The following is a 15,399-nucleotide window of genomic DNA, read 5'->3' on the forward strand; positions in this document are numbered from 1 at the left end:
AGTGCGTAGCGAGATCACGCCGTCACGGCCCCTAGTGAGGTCTTGTTCGATGGACTGCTCGGGCTGCGGTTTCGAGGTTGAGGGCGGTTACGCTTTCTGTCCGAGGTGTGGCAGGCGCCAGCCCGTGCCATGCGCCAGTTGCGGCTACCGCTGCGCACCTGATTTCGAGTTCTGTCCGAAATGTGGGGCAAGCGTCGGGGCGCCCGCAAAAGCCGTCGAACGGCCTGCTCCGACGCCAAGCCGGACCATTGTCCAGCCTTCTCGAACTCCGTCGCTGCTTCCGAACATCGAAAGCGAAGATGGGCTGTATCCCGTCTCTGACGCCGAACGCCGGACGGTAACGGTCCTGTTCGCCGACCTTTGCGGCTTCACGACACTCAGCGAGCAGCTCGACCCCGAGGTCATGCAAGCGCTGCAGAACGAACTGTTCAAGGAATTGACGGCGGCCGTGCGAAACTTTGGTGGTTTCGTCGACAAATTCATCGGCGATGCACTGCTCGCTTTGTTCGGTGCGCCAGTCGCGCATGAGGACGATCCGGAACGTGCGCTTCGCGCCGCTCTCGACATGATCGCCCGGACGGCGCGGCTCGGCGAAAGCACCCGCCACTCCGGCCCGCCTCTGTCACTCCATATCGGCATAAACACTGGTCCGGTCGTCACTGGCGGATTTGGCGTCGGCACGGCCAAATCCTATTCGGTGACCGGCGACACAGTGAATACGGCGCAACGCCTGCAATCGCTGGCCGCACCGGGTGAGGTGCTGGTAGGCGAGCTCACTCACAGGCTGACCCGGCATGCCTTCTCTTACGAGTCGCTGGGTGATGTCGTGCTTCGCGGCAAGGCTGGCAGTGTGCTCGTCCATCGGCTGGATGCACCGCTTGCGGCGCCGCGTGCAGCACGTGGGCTCGAGGTGCTCGGCCTCAGTGCGCCGATGATAGGTCGTGGTGCCGAGCTCAATAGAATGCTGGCCAGCCTTGACCAGGCGTGCGGCGGCTCGGCCCAACTTGTCCGCCTCGTCGGAGAAGCCGGTATCGGGAAATCGCGGCTGGTGAAGGAGTTCGTCGCCCGCGTCGGCGACGAGGATCGTTTTCGCAACGTCGCCGTGCGGCTGGCCACGTGCTCACCGCTGGGCGAACAATCATTTGGCGCCTTGGGCGCAGTGGTGCGCAGCGCTGCCGGGATGATGCAGAACGACAATGGGGACGAAATGCGGGGGAAGCTCGCAGGCTTGCTTGCGAATCTCGGCCTGGAGGGCGAGGAGGCGAAGCGGCTGATGCCTTTGCTCTACCATGTGCTCGGCCTTGGCGACCCCGATGCCACCTTGCAGCATGTCGAGCCCGAGCAGCTGCGACGGCAAATTCTCTACGCAGTCCGCACAATCATCGAACGGCGGCTTGCGTTGTCGCCGCTGTTGATTGTCGTCGAAGACCTGCACTGGGCCGACGCCGTGTCGCTCGAGGCACTACGTTTCGTGATGGACAGGTTGGAACGGACGCGCTTGATGTTGCTGGTCACGCATCGTCCGGCGCCGGACAACGACCAGCTCGGCTCAAGCCGGGTCAGTCACACAGCGCTCAGGCTTTCGCCGCTCAACAATGATGAAGGTCGCAGCCTGCTGGCGGCGCTTTTCGGCGAAAGCTGGGTAAACTCCGCAGGAGGGCTTCTCGACCAGATCCTCGAGCGCGCGGGTGGCAACCCCCTCTTTGTAGAGGAGATCGTCCGCGGCCTTATCGATCGCGGCGTACTGATGCGCGAGGGCCAGCGATGGCGGACTGCGGCAGGCGAAGTCGCAACCGGCATTCCCGCCACTATCCAGGCGATGTTGCTTGCTCGCGTCGACCGGCTGCCCCAAGAGGTGCGCCGGTTGGCCCAGGAAGCCGCGGTCATCGGCCCGCGCTTCGATGCCACAGTTCTGAAAGCGGTGACGTCCGACCCCGGCCGGCTGGAAGCCGGCTGCGAACTGCTTTGCGATGCGGAAATCATCGAGGAAGTTGCCGGATCAGGCTCGGTCTCGTCGCAAAGCTACCGCTTTACGCAAACATTGCTGCAGGATGTGATCTACCAGAACATGCTCCTGCAACGCCGGACCGACATCCACGGGCGGGTCGGTGCTGCCTTGGAGCAATTGTGCGGCGACAAGCCGGAACGGCTCGAGGATTTGACCGTGCTCGGTCATCATTTCGCACAGAGCGCCGAGCGGGAGAGAGGCGCGCATTACCTGCAGGCGGCGGGCGATCGCGCTCGCATGATATACGCCAACGACGACGCACTTCGTTTCTACGAGCGAGCACTGACTGCGTTGAGCGCGATCGGGCAAACACCGCTCAAACTGGAAATTGCAGAGCGCATTGCCGATTTGAGCGGCCCGATGGGCCGCCGCGAGATCGCGCACCGCCACTACGAAACGGCGTTGCAGGCATACCGCGAGTCAGCCAATCGTGTCGCGTCGGCGCGCGTTTTGCGAAAGATGGGTCGGCTGCTCTGGGACGTCGGCAAGCGGGACAACGCAGAATCCCGCTATGCTGAAGCGGCAGCGCTCCTCGATGGAGCGGATGCCCCGATCGAGCAGGCGCATCTCTGGCAAGAACGTGGCCGACAGGCGTTCCGTAGCGGAGATCACGCTCTCGCGGCAAAATGGGCAGACGCGGCGCTGGATTGCGTACGCTCTCTGACGACGGAGCATGTCTCCGAGGTAGGGTGTGATGCCACCCTTGTGACCGCCGAGGCACTTAATACCAAGGCTGTCGCGCTGGCTCGCCTTGGGCGAAACCGTGAAGCCGTGCGTCAGGTTGAGCGTAGCATTGAATTGGCCGAAGCCGCCGGTCTGCTGGGCGCGGCCTGCCGCGGCTACACCAATCTGGGCGTGCTTTACACGACCATCGATCCGGCACAGGCGATGGAGGTCTGTCGGCGCGGTCTTGAAGTGGCGCGCCATATTGGTGATTTGGGTTTCCAGGCGCGCCTCCTCGCCAATCTGGCGGTCGCTTGTTGTACTTTCACGGATCGCTGTCCAACGGAGGGCGTGCCTGCTGCCGAGAAGGCCATCGAGATCGACCGGGCGCTCGACCAGCGCGAGCACCTGCCGGTGCCGTTGATCGTGCTTGGGCAGATCCACCAGTGCAACGGCCATCCGGAACTAGCGGTTGGCTTGTTCCACGAAGCACTGGACGTAGCCCGCGAAACGGGCGAACCCCAACTGCTGTTTCCGTGCTATGATGGTCTCGCAACGCTTAATCTCGACCTCGACAATCTGGCCGAGGCCGAACGCTACTTTTCCTTGGCGCAGGGTATATGCGCCCAGCACGGGCTCGACCCGGAAGCGCTTGTGGTGCTGCCTTTTCTCGATTAACCGGGGTCGGAGGTTGGAAATGTCCGCGCGTAGCGACTTGGTACCGCTTCAACCGGGCGACCGTGCGCCGAACGTGGTACTCGACGCCATTACCCAGGAAGGCAAGATCGCGCTTGACGACTTTCGCGGACAAAAGCCGGTGCTGGTCGGCCTGTTTCGAGGTCTGCATTGTGCGTTTTGCCGGCGCCATATCGCCGCCCAGGCGCGGCTTGATCCGGAGCTGCGCGAAAAGGGCGTGGAGAGCCTGACGGTGGTCAACACGCCGATCGAACGGGCGCGTCTCTATTTCCGCTACCACCCGATGCCGAATCTGCTTGCGGCCTCCGACCCTGAACGCGCATCACATCGTGCTTTTGGACTGCCCAATCTCGAATTCACCGAAAACGAGACGAACTGGCCGTACAAGGTCTCGATGGCAGCGGCAAAGGATATGCGGGTCGACATACCAGGCGAGTTGCCTGGTCCTATGGATCCTATTGCGGCCAGCGAACTCCTCAACAAGAGGGACCATTACGAACTGACCGAAGCCGACGAGCAGATGATCGCAACCGGACACGGACAACTGGTCGGTCAGTTCCTGCTGGACCGGCAGGGGATCGTCCGCTGGAGCTTCACCGAGATTCCAGAGGGTGGGCGATACATGTTTGGGGCGCCAAACCCGCAGGAGCTGATGTCAGCCGTTTCCCAAGTCGCCCAATAGACTAGCGAACGAGGTAAACGGGCGGGACACTGACAAGTTCACCGCTCTTCAGCACCGCCTCGACCCTGGCAACAAAGTCATCGAGTGAGCGATCCCCGCGAATTTCGATGCGCGGAAGGTCGATGGGATCGCAATCGAGGTCCGCCGGCCCGTGTCTGCCGCCGAAGCCGATCCGATAGCCGCACTCCTTGGCCAGCCGGCCAAGCCGTCGGTCGGTGACAGAGAAGGGTGCCGCGAACGCCGTGGTTGGCCGACCGGTCCACCGTTCGATGAACATGCGAGAGCGCAGGAGCTCGGCGGCCAAGTCAGAACTCGACAGACCATCGATCGCGCGATGCGTCGCCAGATGGCTTCCGAAGAACGCACCTTCGGCGGCGAGACGTCGCACCGTGCCGGCGTCCATAAGCGGCGTCGGCGGGCCGCTGTCGGCGTCCCACAGTGCACTTTCCCCCACCAGGTCCGTCACCAGGAACACTTCCGCGGTCAGGTCGTTGGCCCGCAAGATCGGCCAGGCATGGTCGGCAAAGTTCTGGAAGCCGTCGTCGAAGGTGATGAGCACTGGGCGGCCGGCGACAGGTTGACGGTTGGCGATGAACCGTTCCAGCTGCTCGGACATGATGGCGTGAAAGCCATTGGCGCGCAGCCATGCCATCTGGCCATGGAATGCGGCGGGCGCGAGCCGAAAACGGGCGAGCGCGGCCGGACCTTCGTCGGCGACGCTGTGATACATGAGGACAGGGATACGCTGCCGCCGCTCGCTACGCGCAACGTCGCGGCGCAGGGCCCGCGCCCCGCCCCAGACGATATTTCGCGCGACCCCGATTTCGAGGCGCGCGCGGATTGGCGCATGATCAATCATCGGTTCCGTCGCCGCCTCGTCCGGTGACTGGCGGCGGAAGCGGTCTACGCGATAGAGCTCGGTCTGGATCGATTGATCGAGGACGAGACCTTCGGTCCCTGCCAGCGTCTCTGAGATCGCTTGTGCACCGAATGTGTTCCAGTCGAAGCCGGTCCTTTCAATATTGTCGCGTAATACGAATGCGTGTGCGTTGATGAAACTGCCGCCAGGCGCCAATGCCTCGACGATTTTTTTGGCGATGCGCCGCAACTCGGCGAGATCATCCAGATAGTAGAGCACTTCCGAACACACGATCAGGTCCATCTCACCAGGCAGCGTGTCCGCGCAGAAGTCCAGTACGCCGAACTCAACATTCGGCTGATCGCTGCATCGCGCGCGCGCTCGCCCGATAGCGACGGCGGAGATGTCGGTTGCGGTCAAATGGGCCACTCGCGGCGCCAGCTGCCGCGTGAAGTGGCCCTCCGCGCAGGCCAGCTCAAGCGCCCGTCCGATAGGACCGGCAGGCAGGATTTCGAGCTGCCGCTCGTATTTTTCCTGCTCATAGGAGGAACCGTAGTTCCAGGGATCCTCGGTCGCGAAATAGCCATTCCAGAACGACGTGCGATCCTTGTCGTGCCTGGGCCGTGCGCGTCGCGGCGCCGCAGGAGGCTCCGCAGGTTCGGCGCTCGACCGAACCAGCTCCCGCGCTTGCGCGGCCAATTGCGCGAGTTTGCCAAAGTGGCTGTCCGGATCAGGCCCGCGTTCGGCTGTGGCTGACAATGCCTCGGCTGCAGATATGTTTGACTTGTCGGCACCGGCGCCCTGTTGCGGGGCATGTACCGGCGGTCGCCTCGCAAGCCGCGCGGCATTCTGTGTAAGCCGCTCAGGGGGCACGAAATCCCGGATCAATTCAATCCAATGGCGCCTTGTCACTTTCCCGAGTACGCCGAACTGTGCGACAGCCTCGATCTGGCCATCCATCGTCAGATAGGCATAAATTTGATCGATTCCGTCCGGAAGTTCGATCGAGGTCGGATTTTGAGTATCGACGCGAATTCGAAGCGTCCGCGCCAGCCTTCGCGGCGCGGCAAGATCGTCTACGTCGAGAAGCATTTGCTCAAGCTGATACTGGACGCGGCGACCCGCGACGGGATTGTCCCAGACCTTGCCGAGTTCGATGATCAACTCGGTGATGGAGCCGCCGAACCTGTCCCATTTGGCAGCCAATTGCGCTGGCACCGATAGGCTTCCTACCATAAGGCCATCGAAGGCCACCTTGGCGATGTCATGCGCCCACTTACGTCCTGCCGGGAGCGCGCGCAGGGTCTGCGGGCTGATCGAGCGGCGGCCGCTGCCGCAATCCGACGCGGCGTTCCACAACGCGAACCACGCGAGTGCTTCGGAAGCGGTGCCGCCGTTCGCCTCGATCGCTCCATTGGCATGAGCCGATGGCGGCTGTTTGACCCTGGGATCAGCAGAAAAGCCGCGGGCGATCACGATTTTCGCATCTGCCAGCATCTGCGTCGAATTGCGGGAGAGCGCGTTGGGGCTGATACGATAGAGAGCGAGCGGCTCGTCGACCATCACCCAATTTTTGCCTAGACGTGCGAGGCGCTGCCACAGATCCCAGTCCTCGCAGGTGCGCAGCGACACATCGAAACCGCCCAACTCGACAATTGTCTCCCGGTCGACGAGCAGCGCGTGAGTGCGGATGGCACACCGGCGCGCGAATGTTTCGAAGGGCTGGATCGCAACCTCCGTCGGGATGCTCGACGGGGTGAGTTCGCCATCGGGCATCACGCGCCGGGAACCGCAATAGGCGGCGACTGCATCGGGCGCGGTTTTCAGTGCGGCCAGCATTTTCGCAAGGAAGCTGGCGTCCACCCAATCGTCAGCATCCAGGAACATGAGCCAGCTTCCGCGCGCTGTCGAGATCCCGCTGTTGCGCGCGCCGGCGGCGCTATACGCGCAAGAGCTCAACGTCCGAAACCGGGCATCGCGCTCCACATAACCGGCGATGATCGCGGAGGTGCGGTCAGCGGAGGCGTCGTCGATGACGATCGCCTCCCAATCCACTATTTCCTGATCGACAAGGCAATCGAGTGCGCGCGGCAGCGTTACCTCCGCGTTGTGCGCAGGAACCACGATTGAAACCAAGGGATTATGCGCCACGCCGTCTTACCCGCGCCTGGTTCGAAGGTAGAACAAGAGTCCCGAAACATAGCCGGCGATTTCCTGCCAAAGGAAACGGTCCTCAGCGACACTGCGTCCAAACAGTCTCCTGCGAACGCTTCCGAGCCGCCGCGACGCCGCCATTTGGCTGCAGAGCGAGCTTGCTCCTGTCGTGCTACAGATGTTGGAAGCCGGGCGCAGCATTCGCATCCGTGCCGCCGAGCTTGGGCGCCAGCTGTCGCAGAGGGACGTCAAGGCCAAGCATGCCGCATACTCATGTCGTCGATCCTCGGAGTCGGCGCCATGGCCACAAGCTGCGGTCCCTGGCATCGTGCAATAGCTATGGCAACCTGACGTCTTTTGCAATCGGGGCGCAATAGATGCAAGCCCACTGAAGCGTTGGTGTGAATGACTGCAGTGATTGGGACTATTGCTCCCCTGCTATCGACCGAAACGCCTCGATTCCGAGGTGCATTCTCGAACAGCCATTCTCCGTGCGAAAGAAGACCTTCCTTCTACTGTTGGGCCCGCATCGGAAGCTGATCGTCGCAGTATACAGCCGGGTGCGAGACAGTATGCGCACCGCCAGACCTGCTATTTTAGATACTTCTAATGAATATGCGCTACTCAATTGAGTTCCCAGTAGCTATAGACTGACATTGTATTACTAACTTCTATAGTAGATTGCGTCAAATGGTCGATTAGATTAGCCGGTTATGCCTGCTATAACGAAGAGATGTGCGAGCGACGTAACTCGGAACCCGTTCATTTGCCGCTAGTCAAGAGATGTAAAAGGGACCCACGAATTGGCTTAAGGCAAGAAGATTCCGGCTTGCGAGTCGGCTATTTTGCTGACATGTTTGGGCGTTTTTGAGTTTTGCACTGTGGCAGGTGTTCAAATGAAGGGGCATAAGGATGGCTAAGGAATCTTCGAGTACCGCTTCAGCAAGTAAAGCGGACGAAAATCTGATAGGTAATGCAGATGGAAACGGGCTGGCCTTCATGGGGGTCCAGGCCCGCGAGGCCGGCGTCTCCGGCGACGCTGTAGGTGTCGACAAGATACGTGATCTGCTGTTCGGCAACCAGATGCAGGACTACGACCGCCGTTTTTCCAAGCTTGAAGAACGGTTCTTGCAGCGCTTCAAGGATGTCGAATCCGAGGCCAAGCGCAATCTTGAAATGTACGAGTCAAATGCAAAAAAGCAGGTCGAATCGCTCGCGGCGCAATTGCGGAACGAAAAAGATGCACGAGCCGAGGCCGACAAGGAGATTGACCGGAATCTTCGCGAGCAAAATCAGGCGCTTGAAAAGCAGGTGCGCGCGTTGTCGGATCAATTGAGCGAGCTTGAGCGCGAAGTGGCGGACCGGATAAATCGAAGCGATCAATTGCTGCGTGAGGAAATCAAGCAAAAGAATGAAAGCATTCAGATGCTGATTGAGAAAATGTTTTCCGATCTCAGCAACGTCAAGACCGACCGAAATCTTTTGGCCGGCCTGTTTGTCGAGGTTGCAAAATGTCTAAATCAGGATCCCGTCGGCAGCAAGCACAACTCGGAACGCAGCTGGAAAGTGAGTTGATCGGAACTTGACGTCGACCGTCGACCCAATCAGCCTTCCTCAAAGAGCAGCTTCGAACGATCCAGAGATTGATCGCGAGGCTCTGGCTAATCTTTTGGTCGAAATTGCCCGGAACGTCGATCCGGACTATCGTGCGCGTCTCGACGGAGTTCCAACCGCCGATCCTCGCATGGAAACGCTGCGCCAGTTGCTGGTCGGCCGCGAAATTTCGGAGCTTTCACGAGTTGCGCACCTGCTCGACGAACCTGAGCAGCTTGCGTCTGCAGTGGGGGGTGTTCTCCCCAGCGCAGCCGCACGTGCGCCTCATGTACAACTCGGCGAGGCCCTTACGCCAGCTGTCGAGAGGGCCGTGCAACGGTCCATCCAGAAGAGCCCGCGTACGCTTACGGATATATTATACCCGGTGTTTCTGCCGGCAATTCGCAAGTCGATCGGGGAAAAGATCGATCAGACCTTTCAGTCGCTGAATGAAACTCTAAGACATATATTTACCTGGCATGGGCTCAAGTGGAGATTTGAAGCTTGGAGAACGGGTGCAAGCTTCTCAGAAGTTGTTCTTAAGCATTCTCTTGTCTATCGTGTAGAGCATGTATTTCTCATCAACCGCAATTCCGGGATTTTGATAGCGCATGTAACAGCCGATAATGCAACGAGCGAAGATCCTCAACTCATTTCTTCGATGCTTAGTGCTATTCAAGATTTTGTGAAAGACTCATTTAACGAGAAAGAACAAAGCGGCCTGGACACTATCCGTTTCGGAGAGCTTCGTCTCTGGTCGGAAGTTGGACCGTTTGCGACCTTGGTCGCGGTGATCCGGGGAAATCCGCCAGAGGAATTACATGAAATCGTTCGCGATGTGTTGTTTCGCATCCATGATGAATACTCCCAGGCTTTAGAGCAGTTTGACGGCGACAGTTCGCAGTTGGCCGGCATAGAGACGCAGTTGCAATCCTGCGTTGAACTGAAGCAGGAGGACTCAAACCAGGGATTTCCGTGGCTGGTGGTGGCTGCAGTCCTGCTGGTTTTGATTCCAGCAGGCGGTTGGTTCTTTCTTTCCTGGCAATCCGGGCAACGCTGGCAGGCCTATGTGTCGCGGCTGAGTACCCAGCCGGGCATCATCGTTGCCGAACAAAAGATGCGCGATGGCCAATTCTATATTGCCGGCCTGAGAGACCCGCTTGCCGCCGACCCGCAGGCTTTGCTGTCCGGAACGCAGGTCGATCCCGCCCGCGTTCATTCGCAGTGGCAATTCTATCAGAGCCTTGATCCGGAGTTCGTGCTGAAGCGGCTAACGGCGTCGCTGACCCCGCCGAAATCGGTTCGGCTTTCGATCGTCGAGGATCGCATCGTTGCCGAGGGTGAGGCTCCCGACACCTGGATAGATCGGGCACGCGCAGCGGCCCGACAGCTTTCGGCAGGCGGACCGGTATTCGACATCTCCAAGGTTCGTGATGTGAGCCCCGAAGCACGCGCGGCGGAGCACTGGCAGATTTATGTGTCGCGACTTGAGGCCCAACCGGGAATCATCGTCGCCCAACAAACCGCGGGGGGCGGACAGTTCTATATTTCCGGCCTGAGAGACCCGCTTGCCGCCGACCCGCAGGCTCTGCTGTCCGGAACGCAGGTCGATCCCGCCCGCGTTCATTCGCAGTGGCAATTCTATCAGAGCCTTGAGCCGCAGTTCGTGCTGAAGCGGCTAACGGCTTCGCTGGCTCCGCCAAAATCGGTTCGGCTTTCGATCGTCGAGGATCGCATCGTTGCCGAGGGTGAGGCTCCAGACGCCTGGATAGATCGGGCACGCGCAGCAGCCCGACAGCTTGAGGCAGGCGGACCGGTATTCGACATCTCCAAGGTTCGTGATGTGAGCCCCGAAGCACGCGAGGCGGAGCGCTGGCAGGCCTATGTGTCGCGGCTGAGTACCCAGCCGGGCATCATCGTTGCCGAACAAAAGCTGCGCGATGGCCAATTCTATATTGCCGGCCTGAGAGACCCGCTTGCCGCCGACCCGCAGGCTTTGCTGTCCGGAATGCAGATTGATCCTGCCCGCGTTCATTCGCAGTGGCAATTCTATCAGAGCCTTGATCCGGAGTTCGTGTTGAAGCGGCTAATGGCGTCGCTGACCCCGCCGAAATCGGTTCGGCTTTCGATCGTCGAGGATCGCATCGTTGCCGAGGGTGAGGCTCCCGACACCTGGATGGATCGGGCACGCGCAGCGGCCCGACAGCTTGAGGCAGGCGGACCGGTATTCGACATCTCCGAGGTTCGTGATGTGAGCCCCGAAGCACGCGCGGCGGAGCACTGGCAGACTTATGTGTCGCGACTTGAGGCCCAACCGGGAATCATCGTCGCCCAACAAAGGGCGAGTGGCGGGCATTTCTATATCTCCGGCCTGAGAGACCCGCAGGCCGCCGACCCGCAGGCTCTGCTGTCCGGAACAGGGGTTGATCCTGCTCGCGTCCATTCGCAGTGGCAATTCTATCAGAGCCTTGATCCGAAGTTCGTGCTGAAGCGGCTGGAGGCGTCGCTTGCTCCGCCGAAATCGGTTCGGCTTACGATCATCCAGGATCGCATCGTTGCCATGGGTGAGGCTCCTGCCGCCTGGATAGATCGGGCGCGGGTCGCCGCCCAACAACTGGCCGCGGACGGACTCTCTCTAGAAATTTCCGAGCTGCGCGAGGTGACCCCTCAGGAACTCACGCATTTGAGGGAGGCTATTCAAGCGGTCGACATTTTCTTCGATTCTGGCAAGGCTGTACCGGGACCAGAGCAACTGCCAGTTCTCGACCAATTGGCGAATCAATTGAAGGAATTGGCCAAGGACGCCCGCAAGGCAGGCGTAACAGCACAGTTCATGTTGACCGGCCATTCGGACGCCGTGGGCCGTGAGACGGCCAACGCGTCGATCAGCGCCGCCCGCGCCGAGACAGTTCGTGCGCTTCTCAAGAAGCGCGGCGTCGCTCCGGAATCGCTTTTGGTTCGCGGCGCGGGCACTTTTGAGCCGGCGGAGACTGAGAATAGCCGAACCGGGAGCTCCGCCAATCGCAGAGTTTCGGTTACGGTAAACTTCCACTAGGGCCCAGGTTATTGCAAAAAAAGATCTGCATGTTGGGCGGGTTCGCTGTCGGAAAGACGAGTCTGGTTCGCAGGTTTGTGCAAAGCATCTTTTCAGAAACCTACTTGACCACGGTGGGAGTGAAAATCGACAAGAAGAGTGTTGTACTGCCGGATAAAACCGTGGATCTGATTTTGTGGGATTTGGCCGGCGAAGACGATATCGGCTCATTCCGCGTCAGCTATGTGCGAGGTGCGAGCGGGCTCGTGCTTGTCGTCGATGGAACCCGCGCCGCTACTCTTGCCGTGGCGCTCACGCTGCGCGAGCGGGCCGAGGCCGAATTCGGCGCCATGCCGTTCGTATTACTGTTCAACAAATCCGATCTGGCCGATCGGTGGGCAATACCGGATAGTGAGATTAACGAACTGAGGCAACTTGGATGGCAAATCTATCTGACAAGCGCGCTTTCAGGTGAACATGTTGATGATGCATTTCGTCAGCTTGCTTCGATGGTCACCAAATAGACCATGCATGGATTGCCAAGAGAAGTCAGAAGCTGGATTTACGATTTCTTCTCCAACGAGCACTCTGTCGCATATCTGAAAATTGATGCCCAGCTTTGCATCGCTGAGAAGGGCGGAAGTGTTGAACATTACGGCCTATCATCACTTTGCATTGGCAAGCCCGTTGCCGAGCAGCTTGCGTTCATGGAAGGTTTGCTGCCTTGCCCGGAGCTTCCATATCATATGGCCATGGTCGAACTGCCCAGCGGGCGTGTCGCGGACCTTCATCTTTTTGCTGGCAATGCCTGCGTATGGCTGCTCTTTCTTGACGCCACTGCCGAACGCGACAACAGGCAGCGGCTTCAACAGAAGGCTTATGAAATGACACTCCTGCAAGAGAGGGAGCGTCAACTCAACGAAAAATTACAATTGACGAACGAGGCGTTGAGGGAGAGCCAAGAGGGATTGTCGCGTGAATACCAGCGCGCCGAAAGCCTGCTCCTCAACATTCTTCCGGCGTCGATCGCGGAGCGGTTAAAAGCGGACGAACAAATTGCAGACAACCACGCTGAGGTGAGTGTGCTTTTTGCCGACATCGTCGGCTTTACAGAAAGAGCGCGGAGCGTCGGAGCCGAGACGACGCTCGCTATGTTAAATTACTTCTTCAAGGCGGCGGATCTGCTCTCGGAACGATACGGCTGCGAAAAGATCAAGACAATCGGCGATTGTGTGATGGTGGTCGCTGGCCTGCCCGCCGCGCGATCCGATCATGCAGAAGCCCTTGCGCACTATGCACTTGAACTGCGGAAGGCGGTTAAGCTCGAACGCTTCGCGGGACAACCGCTAAGACTCAGGATTGGAATTCACTCAGGGCCAATCGTCGCGGGCGTCATAGGCAAAAGGCGGTTTGCCTATGACCTTTGGGGCGAGACCGTTAATCTCGCCGCACGTATTCAAACGTCAGCGGAGCCCGACGAAATCCGTATTTCGGATGCAACTCGCAAACTGCTTGGACCAAATTTTGCTTGCGACCCACTCGCGGAAACGGAATTGCGTGGTACAGGTCGTGTGCGAATGTGGCGGCTCCCGGCCTGATTTGCCGGGCTACTTCACGTCCGATTTAATAAACTGCTGCAGTTCCGGGGTCTTCGGCCTGCCGAAGAGTTCAACCGAAGGCCCCTCTTCCCAGATCTTTCCGTGATGCATGAAAATCGTTGTGGTCGCCACCCGGCGGGCAAAACCCATCTCGTGGGTGACGAGCAGCATGGTCATTCCGTTACGGGCGAGCGTTTCCAGCACGTTCAGCACCTCCTCGGTCAGTTCCGGATCGAGCGCCGACGTCACCTCGTCGAACAGCATCACCTTGGGACGCATGGCGAGCGAGCGGGCGATCGCCACGCGCTGCTGCTGGCCGCCGGAAAGCTGGTCGGGATAGGCGTCGAACTTCTCCGACAGGCCAACCATGCCGAGAACTTCCTCCGCAGTGGTTTTGGCTTCAGCTTTCGACACCAATTTGACGATCCGCGGCGCCAGCATGATGTTTTCGCCCACCGTCAGATGCGGAAAGAGATTGTAGCTTTGGAAGACGATGCCGACATCGGTGCGCAGCTTGCGCAACTCTTTCGGGTCTCGGCCAACGGCGTGGCCGGCAACTTCGATGCGGCCGGAATTGATCTTTTCCAATCCGTTGATGCAGCGCAGAAGCGTGCTTTTTCCGGAACCGGAGCGGCCGATCAACGCAAACACATCGCCCCGATTGACGGACAGCGAGACGCCCTTGAGGACTTCGACAGCTCCGAAGCTCTTGTGGACATTATCAATAAGCACTTCCGGCATGGAGCCTCCTTTCCAGCAGACGCGACAGCTGGGACAATGGATAGCAGACGACAAAGTAGAGAGCCGCGACTGCGAGAAAAACGCGGAACGGCTGGAACGTCGCGTTGTTGATGAGTTGCCCGGCGCGGGCGAGTTCAACGAAGCCGATGATCGAGGTGATCGACGTGTTCTTGACCACCTGCACGGCAAAGCCGACGGTGGAAGGGAGCGCGATGCGTAGAGCCTGGGGCAGGATGACGTAGCGGTACTGCTGGGCTCGCGTCATCGCCAAGGATTCAGACGCCTCCCATTGCTGCTTGGCCACGGCCTGAATGGAGCCGCGCCAGATCTCCGCAAGGTAGCCCGAGGCATAGATCGTCATCGAAACGCCGGCTGCGACCAGGGGCGGCATTTGAAAGCCGGCGAGGCTGAGGCCGTAATACGAAAGAAACAGGATCATCAGCACGGGAATGCCCTGGATGATCTGGATGCAGGTTGCGGCGGCAACCCGCACGGCCTTGCGTGTCGAGGTCCGCGCGAGTGCAATGATGAAGCCGATAAAACCGCCACCCGAAAGCGCAATGACGGTCAAAAGGATCGTCCACTGCAGCGCCGAGACAAGGAAACCGAATTCGCTGAAGCCGAAAGTCCGGAGCGTCATGCCTGCACCTCCGCAAGGGAGGTCGTCGTCGTGCGCGCCACACGGCGCCCGAACAGGCCCCAGCCGACGAGCGCCAGTATCGCGCGCAACGCCAGGGCGAGAGCCAGATAGATCAGCGTCACGACGATATAGACTTCGAACGAACGAAAACTTTGCGATTCGACAAAGGCTGCGGAAGCGGCGAGTTCCTTGGTCGAAATCGCCGAGCAGATGCTTGAAGCAAGCATCATCAGGACGAATTGGCTGCACAGCGCCGGATAGACCTTGGCGATCGCCGGCATCATGATGACATGGCGATAGATTTGAAAGGACGTGAACCCGAGCGCTTCACCCGCCTCGATCTGCGACTTGTGGACGGCTTCTATGCCGGCTCGGATAATTTCGGTCGAATAGGCGGCGAGGTTTATCGTCATGCCGATCAGCGCCGCCGTCGTTGCGCTAACCCGCAGACCAACGCCGGGTAGTCCGAAATAAATGATGAAAAGCTGAACCAGGAATGGCGTGTTGCGGATGATCTCGACATACGCGTCGACCATGAGCCTTACCGCCCGGCCGTGCATCGAACGCAGCGACGCGAGAACGATGCCGAACGAACTTCCCATCACGATCGAGGCGGCGGACAACATGATCGTCAGCCATATCCCGGCGACAATCTCGTCGGTGTATTGCGCGATAGCGCCGAACTGGAATGTGTAAGACATTCTTGGTCCTCGATCGGAACGTCACCAACG

At 59.6% G+C, this 15,399-nt stretch carries 10 protein-coding genes; 6 read left to right on the top strand and 4 right to left on the bottom strand.

Going from position 1 to position 15,399, the window contains the following annotated elements; translation table 11 throughout:
• The first annotated feature begins 49 nt into the window (after nucleotides 1-49).
• Entirely contained in the window at nucleotides 50-3,349 is a 3,300-nt protein-coding gene (locus tag AC0L2B_RS15345) for an ATP-binding protein (RefSeq protein ID WP_473746021.1), read from the top strand.
• 19 nt (nucleotides 3,350-3,368) lie between these two features.
• Nucleotides 3,369-4,049 carry a peroxiredoxin-like family protein gene (locus AC0L2B_RS15350; protein ID WP_091594747.1) on the top strand — a complete coding sequence of 227 codons (681 nt, stop codon included), beginning with the start codon at nucleotides 3,369-3,371 and terminating at the stop codon, nucleotides 4,047-4,049.
• 1 nt (nucleotide 4,050) lies between these two features.
• On the opposite strand, the gene AC0L2B_RS15355 is transcribed toward AC0L2B_RS15350, so the two are convergent.
• On the bottom strand, nucleotides 4,051-7,059 hold the full coding sequence (locus tag AC0L2B_RS15355; protein ID WP_473745935.1) for a trifunctional glycosyltransferase/class I SAM-dependent methyltransferase/polysaccharide deacetylase: 3,009 nt from the start codon (nucleotides 7,057-7,059) through the stop codon (nucleotides 4,051-4,053).
• 915 nt (nucleotides 7,060-7,974) lie between these two features.
• Between AC0L2B_RS15355 and AC0L2B_RS15360 the strand changes: the two genes are divergently transcribed.
• Genes AC0L2B_RS15360 through AC0L2B_RS15375 form a run of 4 tightly spaced genes read left to right on the top strand, consistent with a single transcriptional unit; the run spans nucleotide 7,975 to nucleotide 13,287 of the window.
• Complete coding sequence (locus AC0L2B_RS15360) at nucleotides 7,975-8,637, top strand: coiled-coil domain-containing protein (RefSeq protein ID WP_091594751.1); 663 nt, start codon at nucleotides 7,975-7,977, stop codon at nucleotides 8,635-8,637.
• 7 nt (nucleotides 8,638-8,644) lie between these two features.
• Nucleotides 8,645-11,710: an OmpA family protein gene (locus AC0L2B_RS15365; protein ID WP_473745936.1), complete on the top strand. Its 3,066-nt coding sequence runs from the start codon at nucleotides 8,645-8,647 to the stop codon at nucleotides 11,708-11,710.
• Between the two features lie 29 nt (nucleotides 11,711-11,739).
• On the top strand, nucleotides 11,740-12,213 hold the full coding sequence (locus AC0L2B_RS15370) for a Rab family GTPase (protein WP_036262255.1): 474 nt from the start codon (nucleotides 11,740-11,742) through the stop codon (nucleotides 12,211-12,213).
• A gap of 3 nt (nucleotides 12,214-12,216) precedes the next feature.
• A complete protein-coding gene (locus tag AC0L2B_RS15375; protein WP_473745937.1) occupies nucleotides 12,217-13,287 on the top strand; it encodes an adenylate/guanylate cyclase domain-containing protein in 1,071 nt (356 codons plus the stop codon).
• A gap of 9 nt (nucleotides 13,288-13,296) precedes the next feature.
• On the opposite strand, the gene AC0L2B_RS15380 is transcribed toward AC0L2B_RS15375, so the two are convergent.
• From AC0L2B_RS15380 to AC0L2B_RS15390, 3 genes are read right to left on the bottom strand one after another with little or no spacing between them, the layout of a single operon-like run.
• The gene (locus AC0L2B_RS15380) at nucleotides 13,297-14,028 is read right to left on the bottom strand and encodes an amino acid ABC transporter ATP-binding protein (protein WP_077380278.1); all 732 of its coding nucleotides are present in this window, start codon (nucleotides 14,026-14,028) and stop codon (nucleotides 13,297-13,299) included.
• Complete coding sequence (locus AC0L2B_RS15385) at nucleotides 14,009-14,668, bottom strand: amino acid ABC transporter permease (protein ID WP_473745938.1); 660 nt, start codon at nucleotides 14,666-14,668, stop codon at nucleotides 14,009-14,011. The genes AC0L2B_RS15380 and AC0L2B_RS15385 overlap by 20 nt, the downstream gene beginning before the upstream one ends.
• Nucleotides 14,665-15,369 (bottom strand): amino acid ABC transporter permease, encoded by a 705-nt coding sequence (locus tag AC0L2B_RS15390; RefSeq protein ID WP_473745939.1) that lies wholly within the window; start codon nucleotides 15,367-15,369, stop codon nucleotides 14,665-14,667. The genes AC0L2B_RS15385 and AC0L2B_RS15390 overlap by 4 nt, the downstream gene beginning before the upstream one ends.
• Between the last annotated feature and the right edge of the window lie 30 nt (nucleotides 15,370-15,399).

The organism is Mesorhizobium sp. WSM4815 (genome assembly GCF_055811575.1).